The sequence below is a fragment of the Kitasatospora sp. NPDC051164 genome (assembly GCF_044455625.1).
GTDB lineage: Bacteria > Actinomycetota > Actinomycetes > Streptomycetales > Streptomycetaceae > Kitasatospora.
Genome location: NZ_JBITFB010000005.1, coordinates 240,414 through 255,209, shown reverse-complemented (window position 1 = coordinate 255,209; position 14,796 = coordinate 240,414). Strand labels below are relative to the sequence as shown.

The following is a 14,796-nucleotide window of genomic DNA, read 5'->3' as shown; positions in this document are numbered from 1 at the left end:
GCGGTGGAACAGCTTCTCGCCGACGGTCACGCGTTGGCGCCCGCCTGGCCGTTCCGTACGGCGAGGCGGCGCTCCAGCGTCGCCCGGTGTCGCCGGCCGCGGGGGATCCGCCCGCCGCGGTGGTGGCGGGCAGCGCCCGTGCGGCAGGCGACACCAGGATGGGCGTCACTCCGCCGGATCGATCCGGTAGCCCCCGCGGGCCGAGTGGAGGGTGAGCGCCTCGACCGGGCAGAAGTCCACCGCCTCGGTCAGCTCGTCCGTCAACTCGGCGCCGCCGTCCGCGTATTCGGCCAGCGGCGCGGCGAGTCCGTCCGCGCCGAGGGCCAGCGAGTCGGGTGCGCTGCGAGCGCACATTCCGGAGCCGATACAGCGGTCCCGGTCGACCCGGACGATCACCGGTTCGGTGTCGGCCCGGCCCGTCACCAGCTCACCCGCAGGGAGTTCGGGCTGCGCGTGAGCAGGCCGCGCCGCCAGTCGATCCGTTCGGCAGCGTCGGCCATCCGCAGGGCGGGCAGCCGGCGGGCCAGCCGGTGCAGGGCGAGCTCCAGCTCCATCCGGGCCAGCCAGGCGCCCAGGCAGTGGTGCGGCCCGGCCCCGAAGGTCAGCATCGGCGCGGCCGGCGGGGAGAACAGCTCGGTGCGCAGGTCCCCGGTGAAGACGTCCGGGTCGTGGTTGGCGGCGGCCGTGTCGGCGGCGACCACGTTGCCGGCCGGGATGACCACCCCGCCGATCTCCACCTCCTCGACGGTGCGCCGCATCAGTCCGGGCATGTGCTCGTGGGCGTCGCCGAGCGGGACGGCGCGCAGCAGCTGCTCGGTCGCGGCGGCGGCGCTGGTCTCGTCGGAGGCGAGCTGCTGCCAGGCCTCGCGGCCGTCGGCGAGCAGGTAGACCAGGGCGTTGCCGAGGCTGGTCATGGTGGTCTCGTGGCCGGCCACGACCAGGCCGATGACCAGCGCGACCAGCTGCGCCTCGGTGATCGAGCCGTCCTCGGCGGCGGCCGCGAGCAGGCCGCTGACCAGGTCGTCACCAGGCTCGGCCCGCCGCTCGGCGATCACCTCGGCGCCGAAGGCGGAGAACTCGGTCATCGCGGTGCCGATCGCCTCGGCGGTGTAGGCCGTGGTGGAGAGCGCGTGGTCGCTCCAGTGGGCGAGCCGCTTGGTGTCCAGGTTGTCCAGGCCCATCAGCCGGCTGATCACCGCGACCGGCAGCGGCCGGGTGTAGGCGGCGACGATGTCGGCGGGGGAACCGTGGTCGATCAGCTCGTCGATGAGCGACTCGACGACGGATGCCACCCACGGCTTCCAACGGGCTATCGCGCGCGGGGTGAAGGCCCGCTGCACGGTGCGGCGCAGCCGCTGGTGCTCGGTGCCGTCGATGTTCAGCATGCTCTGCGGGTCGTCCAGGATGTTGGGCGTGACCGTGACCGGCGGCGCGTCCGGCGCGTAGAGCGGGGCGCGGCCCAGGCGCGGGTCCGTCAGCACCTGCCGGACATCGGCGTGCCGGCTGACCAGCCAGACCGGCGTGCCGGTGGGCAGCGCGGCGAGCCGGGGCGGGCCGGGCTCCAGGTGGCGCAGGCAGTGCAGCGGGGGAAGCGGGGCGGTGCCGGTTCCGGCACCGGTCGCACTGTTCTCGGTGGACATCCGTACTCCAGACTCCAGGGCGGGGCCGCGGGGGCGGTCCGACGGGGGGTGGTCCGAGGATGGTGCGGGGGACGGGTGGTGCGGCCGGCTGGCGGCTCGACACGGGCCGGGGCTGGGTCGGGCATCTGCTGCGGGGAGGCTGCGGGGAGGCGCGACATGTGCGGGGGCGTACGGTCGGTACGCGCCTGACACGGGCGCGCGGTGGCGCGCCGCCGGGTGGGGCGGGTGTGCTGAGCGTGGTCGCGTGGACCGTCTCTGCTACGACCGTACGTGGGCCGTAGGGCGCCCGTCTGCGGCACTTCCAGCCAACACCGATGCTTTCCGGGCAGTTCGAGGCGTGCTGACGAGCGCTCAGCGCCGTCCGTGCGCCCCCGCCTGGGCGGCCGTGCCGGGCGGGGGCCGGGCGGCCGCCGGATAGGTCGGCGGGTAGGCCGCCGGCATGTGCCACCTGAGGTGCCGTGAGGTTCCGTGACGTGCGGCGGCATCGGCTGACACGCCGTCGGCACGCGCGGTGAGGCGGATCACGCCGGATCGCCCCCCGCTCCGCCGGCGGCCGGCGGAGCGGGCGCTACGCTTCGTGGGCAGTGCTTCTGCAGTCCTTCTGCAGTCGTGTCGTCGCAGGTCACGCCGGTGCGGAGCGGCATCGGCCGACGGAGGTGGAATCGGATGGCCCAGCAGGTCAAGGCAGTCATCGCGCGTGCCAAGGGCGCGCCCGTGGAGGTGACCACGATCGTGGTGCCGGACCCCGGTCCGGGCGAGGCGGTGGTCCGGATCCAGGCTTGCGGCGTCTGCCACACCGACCTCCACTACCGCGAGGGCGGCATCAACGACGAGTTCCCGTTCCTGCTCGGCCACGAGGCCGCGGGCATCGTGGAGTCGGTCGGCGAGGGCGTCACCGAGGTTGCGCCCGGCGACTTCGTGGTCCTCAACTGGCGTGCGGTGTGCGGCCAGTGCCGTGCCTGTCGGCGCGGGCGCCCGCAGTACTGCTTCGACACCCACAACGCCAGGCAGAAGATGACGCTGCTGGACGGCACCGAGCTGTCCCCGGCCCTGGGCATCGGCGCGTTCGCCGAGAAGACCCTGGTCGCGGCCGGCCAGTGCACCAAGGTCGACCCGGCGGCCGAGCCGGCCGTCGCCGGCCTGCTGGGCTGCGGCGTGATGGCGGGCCTCGGCGCCGCGATCAACACCGGCAACGTCGGCCGCGGCGACTCGGTCGCCGTCATCGGCTGCGGCGGTGTCGGCGGCGCGGCCGTGATGGGCTCCCGGCTGGCGGGCGCGGCGAAGATCATCGCCGTCGACATCGACGACCGCAAGCTGGAGACCGCCCGCAGGCTCGGCGCCACCCACACCGTCAACTCCCGCACCACCGACCCGGTCGAGGCCATCCGCGAGCTGACCGGCGGCAATGGCGCGGACGTCGTCGTCGAGGCGGTCGGCCGGCCCGAGACCTACCGGCAGGCGTTCTACGCCCGCGACCTGGCCGGCACCGTCGTCCTGGTCGGCGTGCCGACCCCGGAGATGACGCTGGAGCTCCCGCTGCTCGACGTCTTCGGCCGCGGCGGCGCCCTGAAGTCCTCCTGGTACGGCGACTGCCTGCCCTCGCGGGACTTCCCGATGCTCATCGACCTCTACCTCCAGGGCCGCCTGGACCTGCGCGCCTTCGTCACCGAGACCATCGAACTCGACGCGGTGGAGCAGGCCTTCGAGCGCATGCACCAGGGCGACGTCCTCCGCTCGGTGGTGACCCTGTGACCTCTGAGGCCCGTGTCGACCGGCTGGTGACCGCCGGGACCTTCGAGCTCGACGGCGGCAGCTGGGAGGTGGAGAACAACGTCTGGATCGTCGGCGACGACGAGGAGGCGGTGGTGATCGACGCCGCGCACGACGCGGAGGCCATCGAGGTGGCGCTCGGCGGCCGCCGGCTGCGGGCGATCGTCTCCACGCACGCGCACAACGACCACATCGACGCGGCTCCGGCCCTCGCGGCGCGCACCGGTGCGCCGATCCTGCTGCACCCGGACGACCTGCCGCTGTGGAGGCTCACCCACCCGGACCGCCTCCCGGACGGCGAACTGGCCGACGGGCAGCGGATCGAGGTGGCCGGCACGGAGCTGACCGTGCTGCACACCCCGGGGCACGCCCCGGGCGCGGTCTGCCTGTACGCGCCCGACCTGGGCACGGTTTTTACCGGCGACACCCTCTTCCAGGGCGGCCCGGGCGCGACCGGCCGGTCGTTCTCGCACTTCCCGACCATCATCGACTCGATCCGCGAGCGCCTGCTGACGCTCCCGGCGGACACGGTGGTGCGGACCGGCCACGGCGACCCGACCACCATCGGCGCCGAGGCCCCGGCCCTGCCGGAGTGGATCGCCCGCGGACACTGACGCGCCGCGGGCCCTGACGCGCTGCGGGCACTGACGCGCACGCCGGCCGTCGACTCGTCGGCCCGTACGGCCCCCGGGGCTTGATCGTTCCCCGGGGGCCGTACGATCGCGATCATGACCCATGACCCGCGCGACCTCGACGACGCCATGCTCGCCTTCTGGCGTGAGCGGCACATCTCCACGCTGACCACCATCCGCCCGGACGGCACGCCGCACGTGGTGCCGGTCGGTGTGACGTTCGAGCCGGAGACGGCGACCGCCCGGGTGATCACCAGCCGCACCAGTCGCAAGGCGCTCAATGTCGCGCAGGCGGGGCCGGAGGGCCTGCGGGTCGCGGTCTGCCAGGTGGACCGGGCGAGGTGGGCGACCCTGGAGGGCGTCGCGGTCGTCCGGGACGAGCCCGAGCAGGTGGCCGAGGCCGAGCGGCGCTATGCGGAGCGCTACCGCCAGCCTCGGGTCAACCCGGACCGGGTGGTCATCGAGATCACCGTGGACCGCGTCCTCGGCCGGGGCTGAGGCTCCCTTCACCGGAACGGCCGTTCTCGCGCGGGTCGACTCGCAGGCCTATCCGCACGCCTACCTGCGGGTCGACTCGTCGACGTGGAGGGTGAAGACGTCCGGGCGGGCGTAGTGACCGACGGGGTCGAAGTCGAAGCGGGCGCGCGCCAGATCGTCAAGGTCGAGTTCGGCGGACAGGATGCCCTCGCCGTCCCGCAGCGGGCCGGCCAGGACCTCGCCGAGAGGGGAGACGATGACCGAGCCGCCGCCGATCAGGACGGTGTCGGGGGCGTCGCCCTGGACCGGGTGGAGGTCGGGCGGGAGGGCGTCGCGGCGCAGGTACTGGCAGGCGCTGAGGACGAAGCAGCGCCCCTCCAGCGCGACGTGCCGCATGGTCACCTGCCAGGCGTCGCGGGCGTCCACGGTCGGTGCGCACCACAGGTCGACGCCCTTGGCGTACATCGCCGTGCGGAACAGCGGCATGTAGTTCTCCCAGCAGATCGCCGCCCCCAGGCGGGCCCTGCCGGTGTCGACGACCGTGAGGGTGGAGCCGTCGCCCTGGCCCCACAGGTAGCGTTCCGCCGCGGTCGGCATCAGCTTGCGGTGCAGCCCCAGGTAGCCGTCGGGGCCGAAGAACAGGGCGACGCAGTACAGGGTGGCGCCGCGCCGCTCCACCGCGCCGACCACCGCGTGGCAGCCCAGTTCCCGGGTGAGGGCGGCCAGCGCGTCGACCTCCGGGCCGGGGACGGTGACGGCGGAGGCGTGGTAGCGGCGGAACAGCTCGCGGCCGGCCGGGGTGCGGTCGCCGACGCTGACGCCGAAGTCCAGGCCCTTGGGGTAGCCGCCGAGGAACGCCTCGGGCAGCACGACGACCTCGGCCCGGTGGCCCAGGACGGCTTCGCGGATCAGCTCCTCGGCGCGGGCCAGCGCGCCCGGCGTGTCGAACAGCCGGGCGGCCGCCTGCACGACGGCGGCGGTCACGGTGGTCACGGCCGGCGCACCTCGACGGTCAGCGAGCCTTGCAGCAACTCGGCCTTGGTCCGGGCCTGAGCGGCGTCCGCCGCACCCACGACGATCGCCCCGTGCCGGTCGAGGTTGGAGGTGACGGGGTGGATGCGGGTGCCGACCGCCAGGGTGCAGGTGGCGGCCAGCACCGAGGGGTCGTCGGCCACCTCGGACCAGCCGCCGACCGAGGTGACGACGCCGGCGGGAGGGGCCAGGAAGCGTACGGCGGCGCCCCGCGTGGCGCGCGCCGGTACACCGGCGGGGGGTGTGCCGAGGAGGTCGTCCAGCCAGTGCCCGTAGAGCTCGAGCTCCGGGTGGCACCACTCCAGCATCGCGTGGATCCAGTCCCCGCCCTGGCGGGCGTGGACCTCGCCGAGTACGACACCCGACCCGGTGACCCAGCACTCGACGTGGAAGTGGCCGCGCCGCAGGCCGATCGCCCGGAGTGCCGCCGTCACGGTGGAGACGACCTCGGCCTCGTCGTCGCCGAGCGCGGCGGGCATCGTGTGGCCCATCTCCACGAACCCGCCAGGGGCGAGCGCCTTCTCGGTGACGGCGAGGACGTGGGGCGTGCCCTGCGTGAACAGGCCCTCCACGCTGAACTCGCGGCCGTGCACGAACTCCTCGACCAGGGCCAGGCCGTCGGCGTCCCGGGCGTCCCGGAAGGCGGCGGCCATCGCGGCCGGGTCCGAGACCCGGCTCACTCCCTCGCTGCTGGAGCCCCGGCGGGGTTTGACCACCACGTCGGGTCCGTGCTCCCGCAGGAAGTCCGTGGCCTCCTCCGCGGACGCGCAGACCGTCAACTCCGGCTGCCGGAAGCCGTGGCGGCGCAGGTGCTCGCGGCACTCGTCCTTCGTCCGGACGAGTCGCACCGCCTCGGGCGGGTTGCCCGGGACGCCGAGGAGCGCGGCGACCGAGGCCACGCTGACGGCGGCGTACTCGCGGTAGCCGACGACCGCGTGCACGGGGGAGTGCCGGGCGTAGGCGGCGGCCCAGTCCTGGCAGGCCGACGCGTCGGCGAAGTCCAGTTCGTGGACCTCGTCGGCCAGGGCGGTGAGCTCCGGTGCGGCTGCGAGGTTCTCCCGGGTGTCGGTGAGGACGACGCGGACGCCGCGCTTGCGGAACTGGTCCATCGCGCGGTCGCAGATGTCACGGACGAAGCCGGACTCCCTGGGTGCCGCGCCCCCGAGTACCAGCACGGTCGGCATCGCGGTCTCCTTCTGTCGTGGTTGCGGGGTCGGTCGAGGCAGTGGGGCCGGTCGAGGTTGCGGGATCGGTCGAGGTGGCGGCCGGAGCGGTGGTCGCGGCGGGGGAACGCCGGGGCCGGGCCTCGAGCCGGGTGAACAGCACGGCGAGCGCCACCAGCGCCGTGATCAGCACCGCGCTGAGCGGCCTGAACCGGTCGCCGAACAGCACCTGTGCCAGGTAGGTCAGTCCGGGGAGGGTGGTGAGCAGCACCATGGTGATCACCGGGGGGCAGCGCTGCGCGCCGATCTGGAGCAGGTACAGCGGGACGACCACCCCCGCCACCGCCGCCAGCGAGGCCGCGCCGAGCGACAGCCCGTGGCCCGTCGGGCCGCCTTCCTGAGCCGCGAGGAGCACGCCGGCCAGCAGGTAGGTGAGGTGGAAGCGGTGGGCCGTCACCACCACCGGGTCCACCTTGAGGTCGCCCAACTTCCGCGAAACGGTCGCCAGATGGGCCGCGCCGAAGCCGGAGAGCACCGCCAGCAGGCCGCCGCCGAGGACCTCCGGTCCGATCGCCGCCGTCTCGCCGGACCGGGTACAGGCGGCCACCGCCAGCGACACCGCGAGCAGCGCGCCCGCCCGGAGCCAGCCCGCGCGGCCCGGGCCGCCGACGCCCCGGGCCGCGCCGAGGACGGCGACGGCGAGCGGGCCGACGCCGGCCATAAGGCTCGCGGCCAGTGCGGCGGGCACCCAGGCCAGCGCCACGAAGTAGCCCAGGAAGGTCAGTGCGCTCGCCAGGTTCATCTGGACCAGCAGCCGTCTGACCTCGCGGTCGGCCAGCGCTCCCCGGTGCTTGCCGCGCAGCACGGTGGTCAGGGTGAACACCACCGCGGTGGCGAGGAACGCCAGGCAGGAGAAGAGCAGGCTGCCGGCCGGGTCGAGCCGGCCGGAGAGGAAGCCCTCCGTCCCGGCCTGGAGCAGGACGGAGAGGGCGATGAGCGCGATCGGCACCGGCGGTCAGTCCTGTTCGGCGAGGCGGTAGAGGGCTCCGCTGTCCTCCAGGTCGTGGATGACGCCGAGCGAGTTCAGCAGCAGGTGCTCGTCCTCGTGGACCAGGTAGGCGATGCCGCTGGCGCCGGTGGTGAGGTACCGGTCGAGGATGGGCTGCCCGATCTCGGGCAGCCGGTCGATGCTGTGGAAGCCGGGCAGGCGGCGCAGGATGCGGGCGCCGTCCACGGCCAGCAGCTTCCCCGGGCGGTCGGAGCGGAGGAAGACCTTGGCGACCGACCGGGCCGCCGTGTAGGGGAGTTCGAGGCGCAGCGCGAACTCCTCGGGGCGCAGGAAGCGCTCCACGACGAGGTGCTGGTGGCTGTATCCGAAGGCCGCGTGGTACGGGTCCGGGGCCAGCGAGGGGCCCATGACGCGGGAGTTGACCTCGACCAGGCGCGGTCCGGCCGGGGTCAGCATGACCTCGGTGTGGGCGGCCCCCTCCCGGATGCCCAGGGCGTCGAGGCAGTCCAGCACGTAGCCGACCAGCTCCGCCTCCGCCGCGTCGAGCTGCGGCCGGGAGATGATGTGGCGCAGCACCGGGGCGCCGTCGATGTGGTCGATGCGCTCCGCGTACACCTCGCTCACCAGGTGGCGGCCGTCGATGCTCACGGTGTTCACGATGTACTGGGTGCCGGTCAGGAACTCCTGGACGAGGACGTCGTCGTTGACCTCGCCCATCAGGTTCTGCCGGTCGACGATCGCGCGGAAGGCCGTCAGGGCCGTCTCCGGGTCGGCGGAGATGGTGCAGCCGTCGCTGCCGGCGCTGTCGCGCGGCTTGACCATCACGGGGTAGCTGTCCCAGCGGGCGAGCAGGTCGGTCAGCTCGGCTTCGTCGCGGACCGATCCGGTGCGCGCGGCGGGCACGCCGGCCTGCTCCAGGGCCCGGACCATCAGCTCCTTGTCGCGGCGGGCCGCGGCCTGCTCGGGCCGGTGGTGCGGCAGTCCGAGCCTGGTGGCGAGCTCGTCGGCGAGCAGGACGCCGTACTCGCTCGCGGCGATGACGGCGGTCGGGCGCAGGCCGCCCAGCACCTCGAGGGTCTTGGCGAGGTCCTCGTGCACCATGGTGTGCGGGGAGCCGTCCGCGTCGTACGCGGCCCGGAGCGACGCGTCGTACAGGTGCAGGCAGTCCGCGCCCTCTTCCCGGAAGGCCTCGGCCAGTGCCTTTCCGGTGGAGACGGGGTTGACGAGGACGAACATCATACGAGCCTTCCGGTGGCGGTGACGGTGGCCTTGACGGTGTTGTTGGCCTTGATGGTGTCGTTGACCCTGATGGTGTCGGTGACCCTGATGGCAGGGGTGGGTGCGTCGTGCGCGCCCCAGAGCAGGTCGGTGGCGATGCCGGTCGCCTGACGGGCCGCGGTGTTCAGGTAGTTGACGATGGCGGCCCGGGGGTGCGAGGCGGCGCCGAGCACCCAGACCCGCTCGGGTTCGCCGGTTCGCGGATCGCACACCCGGAGGCCGGGGGAGATCTCCGGCTCGGTGCCCGTCACGGCGAGGGCCGGGTCGGAGTGGAGCAGCAGGGTGCGGTCCGGGAGTCGGCGCAGGGTCGGCTTGTGGTAGCCGGCCGCGCAGACGATGTGGTCGATGTGTTCGGTGCGGTCGTCCGCCCACCGGACGAGCCACCCGGGGCCGGACTCGGCCGGGGTGACGGCTTCCGGAAGTCGCGGGGCGACCGTCAGCGTGCCCTCGGTGAGGCGTTCGAGCAGCAGTCGGGCGTTGCGGACCGGAATGGAGGAGATGTAGCGGGAGATGACGTGCCGGTACCGTCCGAGCACCGTCCTGCGGGTGTCCGCGGGCCAGGGCGCGGTGCTGTCGTTGATCGCGTCGATGATCTCGGCGATTGCGTCCTGCCACGGGACCTGTCCGGACTCGGCGAGGCGCAGTTCCTCGGCCAGCCGGTCGGCGGGTGCGGTCGCGCCGCTGGTCTGGGCGCGCAGCGCGGCGCCCGATCCGGCCCGGGCCACCGCGGAGACCACCAGGCGGGCTGCTTCGCGATCGAAGTCCGGTGAGTCCGGGGTGAGTTGACGCCAGGAGGCCAGGTCGAGGACCGAGCTGGCGGGCCGGGTGAGCCGGGTCCGGACGGCGGGCAGTTGTCCGGAGGGCGAGGAGAGCACCACGTGCCGCCCCCGCTGTCCCAGCACGATCGCCGCGTCGATCGCCGCGAGCTTGCTGCCGAGCACCAGGATCCGTGCGCGGGCGGGCAGCCGGCGCAGCTGCCCGACGGGGTACGGCGCGGCGGTGAGGTCCGGATGGCCGACGTGCGCGCGGACCAGCTCGGGGACGACCGGCTGGTCGAGGCCGAGGCAGAGGAAGACGTCGGTGCCGGTGAGCCGGGCCCCGTCGTCGAGCGTGACGGTGTGGCCGCCGCCGTCGTCGGGGCCGACGGAGGTGGCTCGTGCGCGGTGGTGGCGGACCCGGATGCCGGCCTGTTCGGCGGCCCGGCGGTACGTCAGGTACCGCTCGCGGCAGTACTGGCCGACGAGGTAGCGGGGGACGAAGTGGTCGCGGTGGACCGGCCAGCCGCGTGCGGCGAGGTACCTCAGCAGATCGGACTCGCCGGTGGGGTCGATCGAGGTGACGTCGACGGAGGTGTTGCAGAGCAGCAGCGGATCGGTGGTGCCGAAGGCCGTTCCCAGCCCGATCGGGTTGGGGTCGACCACCGTGATGGCGCCGATGCCGGGCGTGGTGGCCAGCTGGGTGAACAGGGTCACCCCGCTGGCTCCGCCGCCGACGATGATGGCGTGCTTGTCCATGGGTCAGCCCGCGGTTCGGGTGGCGACGGGCGAGTGCCGGGAGGCCTCGCGCAGCCACGTGGCGAAGGCGGGCGTGTCCAGCAGGTCCGAGTGCCCGCCCGGGAACGTCCGGGACACGAAGCTGCCGGACGTGGCGTCGGCCCACGCGCCGATGCCGTCGGTGGAGGTCAGCGGATCCTCCGCACCGCGGACGGCGAGGATCGGGCAGCTAACCTCACGGACCGTCGAGCCGGTGGACTCCCGCAGCAACCGCAGGTCCTGCATCGCGGTGTCGATGACGATCTCCCGCCACTCGTCGCCCTCGTCCGGCAGGAGGCCGGGGTCGATGCCCTCCAGGTAGGCGACGGTGTCGGACCGGTGGAGCGTGGGCGGCTCCGGCACCGTCAGCAGGGCCGGTGCGTTCGCGCCGACCACCACCAGGGCGGCGACCTCCGTGCCCAGCTCCGCCAGTTCCCGCGCCGTGGCATGGGCCACGTACGCGCCGAAGCTGTGCCCGACGAGGACCGGCCGTACGGGCCGGCGCCGCTCCACCTGGGCGACGCAGGACCGTACGACCTCCTCGAAGGTGCCCGCTGCCCGGCCGAAGTCCCGGCCGAGCCTTCCCGGGTACCGGGTGAGCCAGGCCGACGGCCCCGACGCGCTCAGCAGTCCGCGGAGTTCGGTGCCGAAGGACCCGGCACCCGGAAAGACGACGACACTCGGACTTTCGGGATCCACCGGTCCCTCTCCTGTTCTTTCAGTGACATGTGGCGGCGGGGCTCACGGGTCAGAGCCCGAGGGCCAGTTCGTCCATCACCATGGCGATGCTGATCAGGCTGAGCCTGAAGTCCCACTTGTCCGCGCCGCCCTGGGCCGGCACGGTGTCGAGGCTGCCCGGGACGAAGAGTCCGCCGGCCTCGACCAGGCCCCGCCAGTCGTCCCAGGTCCGGGCGTCGACGACCGACCGCAGGTCGTACGCGGTGAACCCGTGCTTGCCGCGCTGCAGGACGGAATCCGGGACGATTCCCCGGTAGGCCGACTTGAGGCAGGCCTTGCCCTCGAAGTCGACCACCTTGGCGCTGTCGGCGGTCCGCAGTGCGAGGGAGACCACCTCGTTCCCGAGGAACGGGTAGCGGCCCTCGATCGAGTTCTTCATGACCATGGAGTCGCCGTGGTCGCCGAGGAGGTGGCCCGCCAGCTGGACGTAGACGTCGGAGACGGAGCGAAGCTGCATGGGCGAGAGCCGCTTCGCCTCGTCCTCGGAGAACGGGATCAGCCTGGTGCGCCAGAACTCCTCGCCCACCAGCGCCTCGGCGGCCGCCGGTGCGAGGTACTCCCGCCGGCGGTGCACCTTGCGCCAGTCCACCTCCCAGCTGAAGTCCGCGCGGCCCCAGGCCTGTTCGTTCTCCGCGCAGGAGCTCCGGGTGGACCTGGTGGCGCTGTCGAAGGCGTAGGAGTCGTAGCCGAAGAACAGCTCGTCCGCGCCCTCGCCGGAGACGACCCCCTTGACGCCGGCGGACCGTACCGTGTCCGCGAGCATCATGGCGGCCACGTTGTAGGTCTCCCGCTGCGGGTAGCAGCAGTGCCGGACCATCTCCTCGAACCGTGCCGCGATGTCGGTCGGCCGGCACAGGATCTGCTCGTGCTTGCTGCCGGCCTGCTGCGCCACCTCCCGCTGGAAGCGCCCCTCGTCCAGTGAGGGATCGTCGAACACGATGGAGAAGGTGCGGACCGGCCGGTCGAGCAGGGCGGCCGATTCCATCAGGATCGCGGTGGAGTCGAACCCCCCGCTCAGGTAGGCGCCGATCTCGACGTCGGCGTGCAGCCGGTCCCGGATCGAGCCCCGCAGCCCCGCCCGGAGCGCCTCGTCCGGGACCGCCTCCGCGGCGGGGGCGAACTCGCCGTAGCGCCAGTAGCGTTCGGTCTCCTGGCCGTCCGGACCGAACCGGACGGCGCAGCCGGGGGGAACGGCGTTCACGCCCTTCACCAGGGTCCGCGGCGCGACGACGTTGCCCAGCGAGAAGTACTGGTCGACGGCGCCGATGTCCACCTTCCAGGAGCGGTCGACGCTCTGGACCAGCGGCTTGAGCTCCGAGCAGAAGTGGACGTCGTCGCCGGTCGCGGTGTAGTACAGCGGGCAGACGCCGAACCGGTCCCGGGCCAGGACCAGGGTGTCCTCGGCACGGTCGAAGACGACGGTCGCGAACTGCCCGTCGACCAGGCCGAGCCCCTGGATCCCGTACCGGGCCACGAGTTCGGGGATGACGGACACGTCGACGGCGTTCCGGTGCCGGTCGGCACCCACCTTCGCGCGGAGGGCCTCGGCGTTGTACACCTCGCCGTTCGTCATGGCCACGTACCGGCCGCTGCGGTCCTCGGCGGGCTGCCAGCCGTCGACCAGGCCGGTGAAGCCGAGGCGGCCGAGTTTCGCGGACAGCGTCCCGGTGTTGAGTGAGTAGGTCTCGTCCGGTCCGCGGTGGACCAGCCGGTTGTGCATGGCAGCCGCGATGCTGCGATTCACCCGACCGTTGGGGGAATAGGTCCCGCATACGCCACACATCGCGGTCAAGCGCTCCGATCACGTAGTTCGTCGACGAGGACCTTCAGGTTCTCGGCCCGGAGGACGTCCCGGACGCCGACGGCCATCCAGCCGAGTTCCTTCAGCTTGTTGACCAGGATCACCGTCGAGGCCGAATCGCCGCCGATGTCGAAGAAGTTGTCGTCGAGGCCGGCGTCGGCCACTCCGGTGAGCCGGCGTACCAGTTCGAGGATCTGGTCCTCCGGCGCGGCGGCCCGTTCCGCCTCGGGGGCGGCGCGGCGGCTCGCCCGGAGCGCCTCGCGGTCGACCTTGCCGTTGCGGGTGTAGGGGACCGCCTCGATCTGCCGGATCACCGAGGGGACCTTGTAGGAGTCGAGGACCGTCTCCAGGTGGGTGCGCACCTCCCGGGAGGTGGCGGTGCCGAGGTGGTAGCAGACCAGGGCGTCGGCGGCGTCGTCGTCGCCACTCTCGTGCGACTCGGCGGTGACGACCGCCTCCACGACGCCGTCGAGGCGGCAGGCCGCGCTCTCGACCTCGCCCGGGTCCAGGCGGTAGCCGCGGACCTTGACCTGCCGGTCCAGCCGCTCGACGAAGTAGACCTGTCCGTCGCGGCATTCGACGATGTCGCCGGTGTGGTAGACCCGGTCCGCGTCGTCGTCGAGGAAGGGCCGTACGCCCTGGGCGGTCAGGTAGCCCACCGCGACGCTGTTGCCGGTGATGACGAGTTCGCCGCGGGTCACCGGCGAACCGGCGGCCTCGCCGGCCGCCGTCGGCAGCGGGGCGAGGTCGAACCCGCAGTCGCCGACCAGGTCGCCGAGCGGGACGGACTCCTTGCAGTCGTCCGGGTCCAGCGGGGCGCTGAGGAAGTTGCAGACGGTGGTCTCGGTGAGCCCGTAGGCGTTGTGGAACGCCGCCGCCGCGGACCACTTCCGGAGCACGGCCTGCCGACAGGCGCCGCCGCCGTTGATCACGTGCTTGAGGGTCATCCCCTCGCTCGGCTCGGTGGCCGTCAGCGCGAAGGGTGTCGTCTTCAGATGGGTGATGCGGTACCGCTCCAGCGTCCGCTGGAGCACCGGTCCCGGGCTGAGGTGCTCCTCGCCGAGGATCACCAGGCAGGCGCCCGAGGTCAGGGTCCACAGGATCTCGGTGATGCACCCGTCGAAGGTCAGTCGGGCGAACTGCAGGGTGCGGCACCGGGTGTCCAGCTCCAGGCGCCGCACGTGGTCCCGGACCATGGGCACCAACGGCTCGGCGCGCACCAGGACGCACTTGGGCTCTCCGGTCGAACCCGAGGTGTGGATCGCGTAGCCGAGCGTGTCCTGATACTCCGTCAGATCGACCTGAGATGACCGGTGTTGGCCATCCGGGCCGTCCCGCCACTCGGCCGGCGTCGCGGCGAGTCGCGGCGCGTGCGACCCGGCAGGGGCGCCGGCGACCAGGTTGATGCCGAGCGAGGAGACCTTCCGCTTGTTCGACGACTCGCTGTCGCGCGGGTCGATGAACACGAACGGTCGTCCTGCGGTCAGCGCGCCGACCATGGCGACGATCGACCCCGAGGTGCGGACGGCCTCGATTCCGATGAACTCACCCGGTTCGGTGAGCGATTCGAGCCGCGCGGTGAAATCGCGGACGTGCTCGCCGAATTCCCGATAGGTGATCGAGCCGTCGGTGGTCTCGATAGCGCCGCAGTCGGGATGGTCCTGAACGACGCGCTCGATCGCGTCGACTACTGATATCTGCTGGACAGACAAGTGATCAACCTT

General features: G+C 72.9%; 13 protein-coding genes. 3 read left to right on the top strand and 10 right to left on the bottom strand.

Annotated elements, in window-relative coordinates; translation table 11 throughout:
• Positions 1–165 precede the first annotated feature (165 nt).
• Together ACIBEC_RS10145 and ACIBEC_RS10140 are read right to left on the bottom strand one after the other, a co-directional pair.
• The gene (locus ACIBEC_RS10145) at positions 166–423 is read right to left on the bottom strand and encodes a ferredoxin (RefSeq protein ID WP_360493802.1); all 258 of its coding nucleotides are present in this window, start codon (positions 421–423) and stop codon (positions 166–168) included.
• The gene (locus ACIBEC_RS10140; protein ID WP_360493805.1) at positions 420–1,640 is read right to left on the bottom strand and encodes a cytochrome P450; all 1,221 of its coding nucleotides are present in this window, start codon (positions 1,638–1,640) and stop codon (positions 420–422) included. The genes ACIBEC_RS10145 and ACIBEC_RS10140 overlap by 4 nt, the downstream gene beginning before the upstream one ends.
• Before the next feature lie 666 nt (positions 1,641–2,306).
• Here ACIBEC_RS10140 and ACIBEC_RS10135 point away from each other — a divergent pair.
• From ACIBEC_RS10135 to ACIBEC_RS10125, 3 genes are all read left to right on the top strand, one after another.
• Positions 2,307–3,392: an S-(hydroxymethyl)mycothiol dehydrogenase gene (locus tag ACIBEC_RS10135; protein WP_360493807.1), complete on the top strand. Its 1,086-nt coding sequence runs from the start codon at positions 2,307–2,309 to the stop codon at positions 3,390–3,392.
• Positions 3,389–4,024: an MBL fold metallo-hydrolase gene (locus tag ACIBEC_RS10130; protein WP_360493810.1), complete on the top strand. Its 636-nt coding sequence runs from the start codon at positions 3,389–3,391 to the stop codon at positions 4,022–4,024. Before ACIBEC_RS10135 ends, ACIBEC_RS10130 begins: the two co-directional genes overlap by 4 nt.
• A gap of 114 nt (positions 4,025–4,138) precedes the next feature.
• Positions 4,139–4,540: a TIGR03618 family F420-dependent PPOX class oxidoreductase gene (locus ACIBEC_RS10125; RefSeq protein WP_360493813.1), complete on the top strand. Its 402-nt coding sequence runs from the start codon at positions 4,139–4,141 to the stop codon at positions 4,538–4,540.
• Positions 4,541–4,600: 60 nt separating this feature from the next.
• Here the strand turns inward: ACIBEC_RS10125 and ACIBEC_RS10120 are convergent, their stop codons facing one another.
• The 8 genes from ACIBEC_RS10120 to ACIBEC_RS10085 are packed head-to-tail and all read right to left on the bottom strand — an operon-like array spanning position 4,601 to position 14,784.
• On the bottom strand, positions 4,601–5,512 hold the full coding sequence (locus ACIBEC_RS10120; protein ID WP_360493816.1) for a nitrilase-related carbon-nitrogen hydrolase: 912 nt from the start codon (positions 5,510–5,512) through the stop codon (positions 4,601–4,603).
• Positions 5,509–6,735, bottom strand: a complete 1,227-nt coding sequence (locus tag ACIBEC_RS10115) for an ATP-grasp domain-containing protein (protein WP_360493819.1) — start codon at positions 6,733–6,735, stop codon at positions 5,509–5,511. The genes ACIBEC_RS10120 and ACIBEC_RS10115 overlap by 4 nt, the downstream gene beginning before the upstream one ends.
• Complete coding sequence (locus ACIBEC_RS10110; RefSeq protein WP_360493822.1) at positions 6,677–7,723, bottom strand: DMT family transporter; 1,047 nt, start codon at positions 7,721–7,723, stop codon at positions 6,677–6,679. Before ACIBEC_RS10110 ends, ACIBEC_RS10115 begins: the two co-directional genes overlap by 59 nt.
• A gap of 6 nt (positions 7,724–7,729) precedes the next feature.
• Entirely contained in the window at positions 7,730–8,962 is a 1,233-nt protein-coding gene (locus ACIBEC_RS10105) for an ATP-grasp domain-containing protein (protein WP_360493825.1), read from the bottom strand.
• Positions 8,959–10,515 (bottom strand): FAD/NAD(P)-binding protein, encoded by a 1,557-nt coding sequence (locus ACIBEC_RS10100; RefSeq protein ID WP_360493828.1) that lies wholly within the window; start codon positions 10,513–10,515, stop codon positions 8,959–8,961. The genes ACIBEC_RS10105 and ACIBEC_RS10100 overlap by 4 nt, the downstream gene beginning before the upstream one ends.
• A gap of 3 nt (positions 10,516–10,518) precedes the next feature.
• Complete coding sequence (locus ACIBEC_RS10095) at positions 10,519–11,232, bottom strand: alpha/beta fold hydrolase (RefSeq protein ID WP_360493830.1); 714 nt, start codon at positions 11,230–11,232, stop codon at positions 10,519–10,521.
• Positions 11,233–11,281: 49 nt separating this feature from the next.
• Positions 11,282–13,054 carry an asparagine synthase (glutamine-hydrolyzing) gene (asnB, locus tag ACIBEC_RS10090; RefSeq protein WP_360494164.1) on the bottom strand — a complete coding sequence of 591 codons (1,773 nt, stop codon included), beginning with the start codon at positions 13,052–13,054 and terminating at the stop codon, positions 11,282–11,284.
• 5 nt (positions 13,055–13,059) lie between these two features.
• A complete protein-coding gene (locus tag ACIBEC_RS10085; RefSeq protein WP_360493833.1) occupies positions 13,060–14,784 on the bottom strand; it encodes a non-ribosomal peptide synthetase in 1,725 nt (574 codons plus the stop codon).
• Between the last annotated feature and the right edge of the window lie 12 nt (positions 14,785–14,796).